The sequence below is a fragment of the Chitinophaga sp. YIM B06452 genome (assembly GCF_039655965.1).
Taxonomy (GTDB): Bacteria; Bacteroidota; Bacteroidia; order Chitinophagales; family Chitinophagaceae; genus Chitinophaga.
Map to the genome: position 1 here is coordinate 501,604 of NZ_JAWLKY010000002.1, position 12,849 is coordinate 514,452.

The window sequence follows — 12,849 nt, forward strand, 5'->3', positions numbered from 1 at the left end:
TGGACGATAATACCGTCCAAAACCTTTGAAACAACTGAAAAAAAAGACAGTTGCCGGGATATCAGGCAACTGTCTATCAGGAAAAGTTTAAAAAGTCGTTATTGCGCGCCTTTCACATAGGTATCCAGCCACTGCGATTGTTCCCAGAGCATGTGCAGCAGGTTTTCCCGGGCGGAATAACCATGGCTTTCAAACGGCAGCTGCACGTAACGCACGGTGCCGCCGTGCCCTTTGATGGCGTTGTACAGCCGTTCGCTCTGGATGGGGAATGTGCCGGAATTGTTATCCAGTTCACCGTGGATCATCAGCAGCGGCGTTTTGATCTTATCGGCAAAGCTGAAAGGGCTCATATTGAAGTATACTTCGGGCGCTTCCCAGTAAGTACGTTCTTCCGCCTGGAAGCCAAAGGGCGTGAGCGTTCTGTTATAAGCGCCGCTGCGCGCGATGCCGGCTTTGAACAATTTCGTATGTGCGAGCAGGTTAGCCGTCATAAATGCGCCATAGCTATGGCCGCCTACTGCCACGCGGTTGCTGTCTCCGACGCCCATTTTGGCCAGCGCCTGGATAGCGGCGTGGGCGTTGAGGTAGAGCTGGGGAATGAATTTATCATTCGGCTGGCTGTTACCTTCGCCTACGATGGGCATTTCGGCATTGTCGAGAATGGCGTAGCCGCGAGTGACCCAGAAGATGGGGCTGCCATAACCCACACGGGTGAAGGTATAGCGCGAACCCCTTACCTGTGCTGCATCTGCGGCGGATTTATATTCACGGGGATAGGCCCAGACGAATACCGGCAGCGGACCGTCCTTTTTGGGATCGTAACCTTTGGGCAGGTACAGGTCGCCGGTGAGGTTGATGCCGTCTTCCCTTTTGTAAGAGATCTTTTGTTTGGAAACGCCTTCCATCGCTTTGTACGGATTGCTGAAATCCGTAACGGGCGTGCCTGTGAGCGAGCGTTTGCGGAGGTCGCGGATATAGTAATTGGGCACTTCGGTCTGGCTTTCACGGGAGGTGAGCATGATCAGCTTCTCCGGGTCCAGGGCTTCCACTACGTATTCATAAGTGTTGGCCGGGCAGCGCCAGAGGATGCTGCCTTTGCCGGTTTTCAGGTTGTAGCTCTGCACAAAGGGCATGTCTCCCTCCGGGGATGCGCCCTGGGAGCGCATGAGCAGCTCGCCGTTCTTTTGGATGAACAGCACCGGCCTGTCGTACTGGTTGCGGATGGTGAAAGGCGTGCCAATGTCGCTGTACGCATCGTTGCTGCTTTTTTCGAACAGCGAATCGAGCTTGCCGGTGGTTTGATTGTAGATGCTGTAGCGTTCTTTCCTGTCCGCAAACATGGATTCGTGCACGAGGGCTACTTCTTTATTGCCCCAGGTTACGTTATCGAAGCGGCGTTTGGTGCGGAAGAGCTCTTTCGGCGCAGCGTTGCCTGTTACATCGGTGGCATATACGGCGTCGCGGTATTCGGCTTTTTGTTTGCCGAGGCCGCCATCCAGCGGTTTGGCGAAAATAACGGTGTGCGGCTCGTCCGCCTTCCAGGAGAAGTCGCGGGGCACGTCCATCACGTCGTCGAAGCCGATGGGTGCGCCTTCAGAAGAAGGATTTTTTGCAAGGTTCTTCACTTCACGGCCCTCCATATCCAGCACCAGCCAGCTGTGCGGGAAGCCATACATGGGCACAAGATAGGAATACGGCATTTCCACTTTCCGCACCAGCAGGTATTGTTTGTCTGGCGACACGCTGAAACCGCTGATCACGGCCGGCGAGCCCAGGTTCTTTTCTCCCTGCCCGTTGTTGAGCACGAACTGAGAAGTGGTCATGTAGGTGAACAGAGCTTCGTCGTACGGGGATTTTATCAAATCCTGGTAAGTGCGCGAAGCGGCTGCCCTGCCTTTACTTTCCTGTACCACCGGGCCTTTGGGCGCGGCGGGCGCGGCAGGAAGAGCACCGGCGCCCGCGGGTACTGTTTTGTAAATGAGCGTGTTATTGTCTACCCAGGCGAAAGCCGGTCCAGACGTGGCGTTGAGGGCAGCGGTATTTATTTTTCCGGCAGCTTTCGTTTCCACGTTTATAACGTAAAGGTCTACACGCTGCTGGCCGTAGTGCAGCAAAGCCACCTTCTTTCCGTCAGGGCTCCATTGCGGGTTATTGGACCGCAGGTCGCCGGGCAGGCCGGTTACGGGGAAGATCTCCTTGGTTTTGATGTGCTGCAGCTTCAGGTTGTTGCTGTAAGTGCCGCGTGTAGTGCTGAAGTTACGCGGGTTCAGGCGGAGGCCGGCAATGCGCAGCTCGGGCTCGGCCAGCTCTTCCACGCCGGGAAAGGAAATGCGTTCGGCCAGCAACAGCCATTCGCCGTTTCTCCCGACACTAACGCCGGGTGTGGGTTTGGCCAGCAACAGCTCCTCGATTACAGCCGGCGGGCGCTGGTAGGTAACCGCGTCTTGCGCAAAGGCGGCGCCGGAGGCCAGCAGGGCCAGTAAAATGAATGATGATCTCATAGCAGATTTTAGTTGTGTCTTTATTTTTACAGGATGTCTTCTTCTTTGACCAGGTTGTTTTTCAGGGCGTACATCACCACCCCTGCGGTGTTGCGGACGTTCATCTTTTCCAGTATCCGGGTGCGGTAGCCCTCCACCGTGCGCTTGCTGAGAAATATGCGCTCGCCGATCTGCTGGGCGGTAAACTGCTGGCATATGAGCTTGATAATTTCCTGCTCGCGGTCCGTGAAAGTAATAACTTCTTTTTGCTTGTAGGGATTGAATTTGCTTTTCGCGATCATGCCTGCCAGCTTGGCGGAAGTGCTTTTGCAGTAATACACACGGTCTTCGTATACGCTGGTGATGGCGTCCAGTATCTCCTGTTTGTCCGCATTCTTGAGCAGGTATCCTTTTGCCCCGGCTTCGAGCATTTCCACGATCTGGTCTTCTTCGTCGAACATGGAAAGGGCGATCACGCGCACGTCGGGGTTTTGCTGCACCAGCAGGCGGGTTGCGGCGATGCCGTCCATGCGCGGCATCTTGATGTCGGTCATCACCACATCGGGCTTTTCAGCGTTCACCAGTTCCACCAGCTCGCGCCCGTCGGAAGCCTGGCCTACCAGGGTGATGTGTTCCTGCCGGGAAAGCATGAGCGCCAGCCCGTCCAGGAAGATCTCGTGGTCGTCCGCCACTACCAGCCTGATATCGTATTTCATGAAAGAGAATTGCTTAGGGTCGAGAAAAATATGGTTGCCTGCACAATATACAAATTATTTATCCCGGGGAGAGGATGTATCGCGGCGGATGTGCGGGATGGAAGTAAAATATCAGCGCCGGGGAATGCGGATGTAATAATGGGTACCCTCGCCGGGCGTGGAGCGGATGTTGATGGTGCCGTGCATGATGTCCGTCCTGATCTCCAGGCTTTTGAGCCCCAGCCCGCGGGAATCGCGGGTGGCTTTTTGCACGTTGAAGCCCTTGCCGTTGTCTTTGATCAGCACCAGCAGCTCTTCAGCGTCCTGGTTGAACCCAATGTCCAGCCGGGAGGCGCCGGCATGTTTGAGTGTGTTGTGGATGATCTCCTGCACGATGCGGAAAATGTGGATGTCCTGCTCGGCATTGGGTGTGATAGGGTTCATGGCGTATACGTGTACCTCCAGCAGCGCTTCCTGCCCGAGGTGGCCGCTGAACTCGCGGATGGCTTCCAGCAGGCCTTTCCGCTCCAGTGTATTAGGCAGCAGGTTGTGCGATATCTGCCGCATGCTGGTAATGATCTCGTCTATATACTTCGTGGATTTACTGATCACCTGGCGGTCGCGCTCGTCGCTCACTTCCACGCTGGTGATGTTGAGCTTTACGCTGGACAGCAGGGGCCCGAGGGAATCGTGGAGGTCGGTGGCTATGCGCTTCCGCTCGTTTTCCAGCGACCGGATCTCCGCCGTGATGCGCTCCCGCTGCAGGCGTATAAAACGGCGGTGGTAGCGGATGATGGAGGCGATAAAAAAGCTGATGATCACCGCCAGCAGCGAAGAGAGGAATATGGTGATATAAAGGATCCTGTTCTCCATGGGGTTACGTTATGCATTGAACCGTTTCGAAAAGTAGATGTCATCCCTTTCGGGCATGAAATATACAGCCACTGCATAAACAATATTAACGAATGCATTGATATAAACATAAAAAGTGAAGATCTTATTGGACAGCGGGGCGTTGTCCGGATCTATCAGCTGGGTGCCTTCCGTGATCAGGCTGTATACGCAGATGATGATGAACCCGATGCAGATCAGGAACTTCGCGTTCCTGAACAGGTTGCCCCGTTCGGCAATGAGATAGTTGATCTCGTTGATGGAAAGCAATACGGTCGTGAGCGAATAAAGGAAAATGAAGTAAGAGCAGATCTGGTTCTCAAGGTCGCCATACACGAGGTTTTCCAGCGTCCAGACCACCCCATAAAGCGCCAGCACCGTCCAGTACAATATCTTATGCTCCCTGAAAAAGCCCCAGGCGTAAAAGATGTACGCGATCACGACGGCCTCCACGAGGGTGTAGATATTGGTGGAAACGTAATTGCTGCGGATCAGCTTCACGCTGACGAAGCCTACCAGCTCGGAGGTGAATGCCAGCAGGAGGAATATCATGAAGGGCTGATAGCTGATGCGTATCCTGCTCAGTCGTACCAGCCCCATGATGAGTGGAATGACGATGGAAAAAGATAAAATGGAAGCGATAGTGTGGTTCATCTCGGCAACCGGTTACTCCAGGTGATCAGATCTAGGGATTCGTTAAGGGGCTTTCCACGTCGCACATGTGCGGGCAGCGCTGGCCTCTTTCAATGGCTTCGGCATCGTCCGGATAACCTGCCCTGGCCGATGAAATGCCGGGTATCCAGGTGTTGTAGTCCATGGCGAGGCGTTCGGTGATGTCTTTTCCTTTATCCGTTACCGGAACCAGTACGAAACAAACTTCCTTTTTCGGGTTGAGCCCAAGATACACGCGGAGGCCGGTGGCGCCGGGCTTGTTGAGGATGGCGGCGATAGCGTCCCTGTTAAAGAGTTCGCATTGGGGCATGTTGAAGTTGCTGTCCAGGTAAGCGGGGTTCTGCAACTGGCGGCTGAGAGCAACTTTGGCTTCGGCAAAGGCTTTGGTGTAGCCTTCGGCTTCTTTCATGCTGATCACGTGCTCCTTCACCCTTTCCCCGTTTACGGGAATTTTACGGTTCAGCTCCCGGTATATGAAGACCGCCAGCAGCAGCAGGACGATCAGCCAGGGCACGAGGTTTGATCTTTTCATAACAGTTTGAGGTTTTATGTGAGTGAATGCAATTTACAGTTACAAGGACGATTAGTACCAGGTAGAACTTCCCGAATATTAGCGTATAAATACGGATGGAAATCTTGTTATGCACATGGGGCGTACGATATGGCCTGCTACAAGATAGGGATTTTCCTTAAATTAGGGTATGGATCCCATAGACGCCTATATCGCCAGGGCTGCCCCCTTTGCGCAGCCTATCCTGGAGCACCTCCGCAACCTCGTGCATAAGGCCTGCCCGCATGCCACCGAAGCTATGAAATGGAGCTTCCCGCATTTTATGACGCATGGGGATAACCTGTGCAATATGGCGGCTTTCAAGCAGCACTGCTCTTTCGGTTTCTGGAAAGGCAGCCTGCTGGAAGACAAACAAGGCATCATTGCCCTCGAAAATAAGGAAGCCATGGGCAGCCTGGGGAAGATCACTTCACTGGAAGACCTTCCGCCGGATAAGGTGCTGATCGCTTACCTCAAAGAGGCGGACAAGCTGAACAAGCAGGGCATCAAAGTGAAAAAAGAGCCCACCGTCAAAAAGGAGCTGGTGGTTCCGAAGGAACTGACTGCCGCACTAAAGAAAAACAAAGCCGCACAGGCGGTCTGGGACAGTTGGAGCTATTCCCATAAAAAAGAATATTCCGAATGGATCAGCGAAGCCAAAACCGACGCCACACGCGAGAAACGGCTGGCGCAGGCGGTGGAGCAGATCGCGGAGAAGAAGGACAGGAACTGGAAATACAGGTGATCTTATTATAAAAAAGGGCCGGCAATGCGCCGGCCCTTCTCATTATTTATGTCCTGCCACCCGTCCCATCACGGGATCGCTAAAGCTGGCCTTGCCTGTTTCAACATGCCCGGCAAAGCGGTATTCCGCATCATATTCCGGCAGCTCCAGGGTAATGTCGTACCAGCCGCGGGTAGCGGAAAGACTGAATGTTTCCGTATAATTTCCCTGCACAGACAGTTTCTTCGTTCCGCGGGCATGAGCATGCGATACCTCCACTTTCACCGGTTTTTTCTCCCGGCTGCCGATCGTCAGCACAAAATCACCCTTGGCATTATAATCACCCTTTATCTCTACAGGCGGAACCTTCCCGCTGACGCCCTTGAACGCCCTGAAGAACCCGTTGGGCCCGTATACGCTCAGCTCCTCTCCCGTCCATTCATCCGTAAGCGTATCGCCTGCGGTAACAGCGTAGGAACGGTTTTCCATCTTCGCGCCGTATACAGAAAAGGGTGCGCCCGCGCTCCGGGCTTTGAATAATTTATTGCGCGCTTCGAGCGTGAGGTGCAGCGTGCCGTCTTTCCCCGGGAGGATGTGCGCGTTCAGTTCATACGGAATGGCGCAGGCCGGGCGGATACCCTTTTCCTGCTCAGGCATGTATTCCGCGGCATCGGTAATATTGCCGGTTACAGGTTTGAAGTTGGAAGGCGCGGATTTGAACTTCGCGTTGTAAATGGTCTCAATGAAATGTTCCTTTTCCAGCGAAGCCGGCGTGTTGATCTTTTCGCCGTTCCATGGCCTGAAGATAGAGGTCAGATCGCCGCAAACGGCGCGCCGCCAGCTGGAAATGTTATCCGTCTGCACTTTTGTTTTCAGCTTGTGACTGAAGAAATGCTCAAGGAATTGCAGGTTGGAAGTGTGATCGAACACCTGTGAATTCACGAACCCGCCACGGCTCCAGGGCGAGGCCACTACCAGCGGCACGCGGTAACCCAGGCCGATGGCGCCTTCCCGCATGCCTTTGCCGGGCGCCTGTGCGTCTTTATGCACCCATTCCAGCGAAGCGTCTATCCCGGCGGACACTTTCCCCGCTCCCGCTGCGGGCGCGGTAAAGGGCGGCACGTGATCAAAATAGCCGTCGTTCTCATCATAGGTGAGAATGAAGATGGTCTTTTTCCATACTTCAGGGTTCTGCGTGAGGATGTCCATCACTTCACTCAGGTACCAGGCCCCGTACCAGGGCGCGCCGGGATGGTCCGAAAAGTTCTCCGGCGCCACGATCCACGACACGGCAGGCAATTGACCGCTTTTTACGTCTACCCGGAACTGGTGCAGGATGTCGCCTTTCGGCAGCTGCACTTCCCGCTCCGTTTCCCCGTCTTTGTATTGCAGGCGCGAAAGTGAATGATAATCCGGATCGCCGGCATTGGTGGTGAAGGCTTTTTTATGCAGTTGCTGCTCAGTGGCAGGCAGTGTGTTGAAAGGTTTTTCTTCCACGCGCTTTAACGTATCCAGCGCGTATTGCAGCACTCTTTTCTGCCTGGCGATCTTTTTTTCCTGGTCTGCATATGCTTTGGATTCTTTCTCCATGCCGGTCAGTTCTTTTTCAAGACCGGCGAGCTGGGCAGGCCCATCCTCCTTCACTTTCCGGAGCCAGGCCAGGTGCGGCTCATGATATTCCACGTGGTATTGGGTGAACCATTCTATCGGGTTGTCCGTGAAATTGGCCAGCCAGGAGTCCTCTTCTCCCTCAAACCCTACGCCCACGCTAATCTCGTTCTGATAGATCTTCCAGCTGACGTTGTGCTGTTCCAGTATCTCGGGAAAGGTTTTCCATTTTGCCCATTTGCCGTAGTCCACATCGGAGTTCCAGACGTTGGCCTTTACGTTGGGATGCTGCTCTTCGCGGATAGTGCCGGTCCAGAAGTAAAGCCGGTTGGGCGTGGTGCCGGTGAGCGAAGAGCAGAAGTGCTGGTCGCACACGGTGAAAGCATCTGCCAGCGCGTAATAGAACGGGATGTCTTCCCGGTTGTAATAGCCCATGGTGAGGGGCATCCCGCGGTATTCAGGATGGCCGGAGCGTTTGACGTCCAGCCAGCGGTCATATTTCCCGTTGTTGCGGGCATCCACCTGGTCGCTCCAGGAATGCGGCAGGGCGCTCATCCACGTGGCCTTGGTGTCTTTGATGTCCATCCGGAAAGGCGTGTAATATTCCCCTTTTTCATTTTTCTGAAAAAAGACATTAGGCGCGCCTTCCGTTTTCAGCGCGCGGGGATCGTTAAAGCCGCGCACGCCTTTGAGCATACCGAAACAATGATCAAAAGAGCGGTTCTCCTGCATGAGGAACACGACATGCTCCGCATCGAGGTAAGTGCTGCCCGGGGCAGGGTTGATAGCCATGGCGCGGCGGATAGTATCCGGCAGCATGGTGGCGAGGCCGCCGGCGCCCGTAAGCAGCGCGGCTTTGCGAAGAAATTCCCTTCTTGAGTCCATATTGATTGCCAGGTTTTGAGTAGCTACCCGGCCAAAATAACAATAATTCCGGAATGGTGGCCGGTGCTGCTGTTAAATCCGGGTGATCTTTACGCGCGGGGATTTCCTACTTTTGCAAAAAAGAACATATGGGCATAGCGGACAAACTCTTCCAGATGAAGAATGAAAAAGCAGCGGCTAACCTGAAAGCCGGCCAGGACTTCCTGGAAGCGAACAAACAGAAACCGGGGATAACGGCCCTGCCGAGCGGCCTGCAATACGAGGTGATCACGGAAGGTACCGGCCCCAAACCTTCCGCCACGAGTAAAGTAACCTGCCACTACCATGGCACGCTGATAGACGGCACGGTGTTCGACAGCTCGGTGAAACGCGGCCAGCCCGCTACCTTCCCGCTGAACATGGTGATCAAGGGCTGGACGGAAGGGCTGCAGCTGATGCCGCAGGGCAGCAAATGGCGCTTTTTCATCCCGGCAGACCTTGGGTATGGCGACCGCCAGGTAAGCGCCCAGATCGGCCCCAATAGCACGCTTATTTTTGAAGTGGAGCTGCTGGGGATCAGCTGAGGTTTTTGAAATGATTTTCCCATAGCCCGGTTGCGTGTAGCGGCCGGGCTTTTTTGTGTGGATGCGTATTGCAAACAATATCCATTGTGCTTACATTCGTTTCATAAATCTCACCCCCTATGATCCATGCGTCCCGCATCCTCCTGTCGCTCATGCTGCTGCTTAACCCGGAATGCGGACTGGTTGCCTTCGGCCAGGTCCAGGAATATGTGGCAAAAAATGCCGTGCCCGTCAGGAGCATTGATATGCATGATACCGGCTATGCCGATCTCGCCCCTTTGGCCGGCGCCATTGGCAACAAAAGGATCGTTATGCTCGGCGAGCTGTACCATGGAGACGCCACGGCTTTCCGGGCAAAAGCCCGGCTGATCAGGTTCCTGCATGAAAAAATGGGGTTTAACGTATTGGCTTATGAAGCGGATTTTTTTGCACTGAACCATGGCTGGGACGCCTACAAAGCAGGTAAAATTTCCATCGACAGCTTAATCTACCTGTCCATATACCCCATTTGGACGCAGTGCAATGAATGGCAGCCGGTGCAGCAATACGCCAGGGACTGCGCGGGCGGCCGGGAGCTGAAGCTAACCGGTTTCGACAACAGGGGGTACAGCGGTTACGGCCTGAAACACCTGGCAGCAGCGATCCGCTCCTATTTAGATTCATCGCAGATCCCGTTCACGAAAAGTACTGCCTACGGCGACTATCTCAAATATCTCAGAGCCGCCCCGCGCATAACCGGAGGCGCCCAGCGGGGGAAGATGGACAGCCTCATTCATTATACAGCGCTTATTTTAAAGCAACTGCCCGATAGCGCCAGGAACTCCTTCTACGGAAAACTGATGGAAAGCCAGCTGGCCTTTTATAAGATGGACATTTATTATAAGTTCGACAGCATCTATTCAAAAACCGGCAAAGACTATCCCCTGCATGACCTGCAAATGGCGGAGAACTTAAAATGGCTGGCAGCGACTAAGTATGCCGGTGAAAAGATCATTGTCTGGGCGCACAACATGCATATTGAAAAAGGGAATGCAGCGGCAACGCATCACAACCAGTATAACAGCATGGGATATTACTTTACGCAGGATACCGCATTGAACGCACAGGCGTACATCCTGGGCTTTACGTCTTATGCAGGGGAGGGAAAACTGCAGCTAACCAGGCCGGGTGAGAAAGTCACAAAGCCACCGAGAAAGAGCATTGAAAACTGGTTGCACCAGCGCGGGCACCCTTTTTCGTTCCTTGATTTCAGCCGGTTGGAAAATGAAGCGCCCTTTTCCATGAAAACATATATCAATACTGAATTTGAAGCCCCATGGAATAAATACTATGATGGTATATTCTTTATTGACGAAATGGCGCCCTGTACCGGCCTCCAATAAGATATCCAAATAAAAAGCCTGCCGCACCGGGTAGCTCCCGCACGGCAGGCTTGCACATTTAATCAATACCGCTCTACTGCTGCAAAGGCGTATCCGGTGCCGGTTGCGGCGTGGCGGGCGCTACAGGCGCAGGCTCCTGCACGGGCTGATGCCTGTTATCGTGCATACGGCGGTCGTTTCTCCACTCCCTTTCATCGCAGCGCCAGCCGCCGTAATGGCCGTTATGGCGGGGGAAAGCGAAGCGCATCATCGCCACGTTCATGCCAATGAATAATACGATCGCCAGGATGGCTGCTACTTTGGTGATCCTGGCCAGCACAGGCCGTTTGGAGAAGCCTCCGAACACATACCCGATGATAAATACCATGCAGGCGGCAAACAGTATGCGTAAGAAAATAATGAATGCGAGTCCCATGATCGTTAGTTTTTGCAGTGAATAATCTTGATGCTGATACAAAACTAAACCAATGCAGGACTGCATTCCCGGCATGTAGACGCACTGGGTAATTGTGTAGACGAAATGGTCAGCTGTTGCTTAAGCGCGTCACGTTTTCCTTGTAAGACTCGCTCACGGGTATCTCCGTTTTACCAATATACACCAGGTCGCGTTTGATCATCGTGATCTTGGAAGCGGCCACCAGGTAGGATTTATGAGTACGTATGAAAGCGCCCGCCGGCAGCTTCTCTTCCATCGCTTTCATGGTCATGCGCGTGAGCACGGGTTTAGGGGAAGAAGTGAGATGTATCTTGATGTAATCTTTCAGGCCCTCGACGTATTCAATATCCGATACGGTTATTTTCACCTGCGTGTATTCCACGTTCACGAAGAAGTCCTGTGCCGGCGCAACCGTTGGTTTCTGCCGCAGCTTCAGCAGCTCGTCCGCACGGTTGCAGGCTTTCAGGAAACGCTCGAAACTGAAGGGTTTCAGCAGGTAATCCACCACCTGCAGGCTGTAACCTTCCAGCGCATATTTTTCATACGCCGTAACGAGTATCGTAAGCGGCGGGTTTTGCAGCGATTGCAGGAATTGCAGGCCGCTCAGGCCGGGCATCTGGATGTCCAGGAACATAAGGTCCACCTGGCCGGATTGCAGTGCCTCTACGGCTTCCATGGCGCTCCGGCAGGTTTTTACCAGTTGCAGGAACGGTATCTGCCGGATGTTGTCTTCCAGCAGCTCGCGGACCAGTTGTTCATCGTCTATTACAATACAGCGTATCATGTGAGGTACAGCGTTAAAGTTACATGAAATACCTTGTTGCGGTCGTTTATTTCCAGCCTGTGCTTGCCTTTGTACAGCATGTTCAGCCGCGCCTTTGCATTGTGCAGGCCGATGCCTGAGCTATCGTCTTTGCTCGCCTGTTCTTCAAACCGGTTCTTCACTTCCAGCACCATCACACCTTCATTTACCGTGAGCCGGATGCTGATCCAGGGCGTTTCCGCGGAGCCGGTGCCGTGCTTGAAGGCATTTTCAACAAAAGGGATGAGCAGCATGGGTTCTATGTCATAAGCCACTTCGCGGATATCTGTTTCATATTCAATTTTCACATCGTTGCCGAAACGCAGCTTTTGCAGTTCCACGTAGCTGTTGAGATATTCGATCTCCTTTTGCAGCGCCACTTTCTGCTGCTGCGTATCATACAGCATATACCGCATAAGCCCGGAAAGCCGTATGAGCGCGGGTTCCATCTGGTCCGACTTCTTGCGGGCCAGCGATACCAGGTTGGTAAGTACGTTGAAAAGGAAATGCGGGCTTACCTGTGAACGCAGGAATTTCAGCTCCGCGGCCATCTGTTCCGTGCGGCGTTCCTTCTGTTCTTTTTCATGGCTGATCCTGTCTGCCAGGATGCGGAACAGGAAACTGATCACCAGCGCGGCGAACGATGGCGCAAATATGAACCGGTACAATGTAAAATCCTTCAGCCCGCCAGGGAACCAGTTAGCCAGTATCTGCCATTTAAGCGGGATGGAAAGCCCTGCAAGCAGGAAAGCGGAAATAAAATACAGCCACCAGAAACGCCGGTTGAACAGCTTCGGCACCAGGAAATAAGCGTTGGTGTAAAAGATGGCCATGTGAATAAACCCCGAAAGCGAAAAGAACACCCCGGGAATGGAACCGATGCTGTAGCCGCTGGCGGCGGTCGATACCACGTAAGGCATCAGTATCATCGCGCTCCAGACGAGCACGTGCAGCGCGATGTTGATATATACTGACCGGGAAGTTGTTTTCATGGCAATAAAGATACGGCCCATATGGCTTATAACCGCCGTTGCGCAGGGGTTCCGTATACAAACCGGCTAAATGGCACGACTACACCGGCAATTGTGCAGACGTAACCGCCCGCCGTCTAAAAAAGAAAGGACCCGTATCAAAAACATGAAGTGGCAGGATACATCCGTT

The 12,849-nt window shown here is 53.6% G+C and carries 12 protein-coding genes; 3 read left to right on the plus strand and 9 right to left on the minus strand.

What is annotated here, in order from left to right; genetic code table 11:
• Window positions 1-98: 98 nt before the first annotated feature.
• From R3I13_RS11625 to R3I13_RS11645, 5 genes are all read right to left on the minus strand, one after another.
• Window positions 99-2,501 carry a prolyl oligopeptidase family serine peptidase gene (locus R3I13_RS11625; RefSeq protein WP_346318124.1) on the minus strand — a complete coding sequence of 801 codons (2,403 nt, stop codon included), beginning with the start codon at window positions 2,499-2,501 and terminating at the stop codon, window positions 99-101.
• Window positions 2,502-2,527: 26 nt separating this feature from the next.
• Complete coding sequence (locus R3I13_RS11630) at window positions 2,528-3,196, minus strand: response regulator transcription factor (RefSeq protein ID WP_346318125.1); 669 nt, start codon at window positions 3,194-3,196, stop codon at window positions 2,528-2,530.
• 111 nt (window positions 3,197-3,307) lie between these two features.
• Window positions 3,308-4,048 (minus strand): ATP-binding protein, encoded by a 741-nt coding sequence (locus tag R3I13_RS11635; protein WP_346318126.1) that lies wholly within the window; start codon window positions 4,046-4,048, stop codon window positions 3,308-3,310.
• Between the two features lie 9 nt (window positions 4,049-4,057).
• Entirely contained in the window at window positions 4,058-4,720 is a 663-nt protein-coding gene (locus R3I13_RS11640) for a hypothetical protein (protein ID WP_346318127.1), read from the minus strand.
• A 31-nt stretch (window positions 4,721-4,751) separates the two neighbouring features.
• Window positions 4,752-5,270, minus strand: coding sequence for a hypothetical protein (locus R3I13_RS11645; protein WP_346318128.1), 519 nt, complete (start codon window positions 5,268-5,270; stop codon window positions 4,752-4,754).
• A 169-nt stretch (window positions 5,271-5,439) separates the two neighbouring features.
• Between R3I13_RS11645 and R3I13_RS11650 the strand changes: the two genes are divergently transcribed.
• Window positions 5,440-6,033, plus strand: a complete 594-nt coding sequence (locus R3I13_RS11650) for a YdeI/OmpD-associated family protein (RefSeq protein ID WP_346318129.1) — start codon at window positions 5,440-5,442, stop codon at window positions 6,031-6,033.
• 42 nt (window positions 6,034-6,075) lie between these two features.
• Here R3I13_RS11650 and R3I13_RS11655 read toward each other — a convergent pair whose 3' ends face one another.
• Window positions 6,076-8,505 carry a phospholipase C, phosphocholine-specific gene (locus R3I13_RS11655; protein WP_346318130.1) on the minus strand — a complete coding sequence of 810 codons (2,430 nt, stop codon included), beginning with the start codon at window positions 8,503-8,505 and terminating at the stop codon, window positions 6,076-6,078.
• Window positions 8,506-8,633: 128 nt separating this feature from the next.
• Between R3I13_RS11655 and R3I13_RS11660 the strand changes: the two genes are divergently transcribed.
• The gene (locus tag R3I13_RS11660; protein ID WP_346318131.1) at window positions 8,634-9,068 is read left to right on the plus strand and encodes an FKBP-type peptidyl-prolyl cis-trans isomerase; all 435 of its coding nucleotides are present in this window, start codon (window positions 8,634-8,636) and stop codon (window positions 9,066-9,068) included.
• 119 nt (window positions 9,069-9,187) lie between these two features.
• The gene (locus R3I13_RS11665; RefSeq protein ID WP_346318132.1) at window positions 9,188-10,450 is read left to right on the plus strand and encodes an erythromycin esterase family protein; all 1,263 of its coding nucleotides are present in this window, start codon (window positions 9,188-9,190) and stop codon (window positions 10,448-10,450) included.
• A gap of 73 nt (window positions 10,451-10,523) precedes the next feature.
• Here the strand turns inward: R3I13_RS11665 and R3I13_RS11670 are convergent, their stop codons facing one another.
• The 3 genes from R3I13_RS11670 to R3I13_RS11680 all read right to left on the minus strand — a co-directional run bounded on the left by R3I13_RS11670 (window position 10,524) and on the right by R3I13_RS11680 (window position 12,680).
• A complete protein-coding gene (locus tag R3I13_RS11670; RefSeq protein ID WP_346318133.1) occupies window positions 10,524-10,865 on the minus strand; it encodes a hypothetical protein in 342 nt (113 codons plus the stop codon).
• Window positions 10,866-10,974: 109 nt separating this feature from the next.
• Window positions 10,975-11,670, minus strand: coding sequence for a LytTR family DNA-binding domain-containing protein (locus tag R3I13_RS11675; protein WP_346318134.1), 696 nt, complete (start codon window positions 11,668-11,670; stop codon window positions 10,975-10,977).
• Complete coding sequence (locus R3I13_RS11680) at window positions 11,667-12,680, minus strand: histidine kinase (protein ID WP_346318135.1); 1,014 nt, start codon at window positions 12,678-12,680, stop codon at window positions 11,667-11,669. The genes R3I13_RS11675 and R3I13_RS11680 overlap by 4 nt, the downstream gene beginning before the upstream one ends.
• Window positions 12,681-12,849 lie beyond the last annotated feature (169 nt).

Coding starts and splice junctions, on each gene's coding strand:
- R3I13_RS11625 (WP_346318124.1), bottom strand. CDS start 2,501: ATGAGATCATCATTCATTTTACTGGCCCTGCTGGCCTCCGGCGCCGCC.
- R3I13_RS11630 (WP_346318125.1), bottom strand. CDS start 3,196: ATGAAATACGATATCAGGCTGGTAGTGGCGGACGACCACGAGATCTTC.
- R3I13_RS11635 (WP_346318126.1), bottom strand. CDS start 4,048: ATGGAGAACAGGATCCTTTATATCACCATATTCCTCTCTTCGCTGCTG.
- R3I13_RS11640 (WP_346318127.1), bottom strand. CDS start 4,720: ATGAACCACACTATCGCTTCCATTTTATCTTTTTCCATCGTCATTCCA.
- R3I13_RS11645 (WP_346318128.1), bottom strand. CDS start 5,270: ATGAAAAGATCAAACCTCGTGCCCTGGCTGATCGTCCTGCTGCTGCTG.
- R3I13_RS11650 (WP_346318129.1), top strand. CDS start 5,440: ATGGATCCCATAGACGCCTATATCGCCAGGGCTGCCCCCTTTGCGCAG.
- R3I13_RS11655 (WP_346318130.1), bottom strand. CDS start 8,505: ATGGACTCAAGAAGGGAATTTCTTCGCAAAGCCGCGCTGCTTACGGGC.
- R3I13_RS11660 (WP_346318131.1), top strand. CDS start 8,634: ATGGGCATAGCGGACAAACTCTTCCAGATGAAGAATGAAAAAGCAGCG.
- R3I13_RS11665 (WP_346318132.1), top strand. CDS start 9,188: ATGATCCATGCGTCCCGCATCCTCCTGTCGCTCATGCTGCTGCTTAAC.
- R3I13_RS11670 (WP_346318133.1), bottom strand. CDS start 10,865: ATGGGACTCGCATTCATTATTTTCTTACGCATACTGTTTGCCGCCTGC.
- R3I13_RS11675 (WP_346318134.1), bottom strand. CDS start 11,670: ATGATACGCTGTATTGTAATAGACGATGAACAACTGGTCCGCGAGCTG.
- R3I13_RS11680 (WP_346318135.1), bottom strand. CDS start 12,680: ATGAAAACAACTTCCCGGTCAGTATATATCAACATCGCGCTGCACGTG.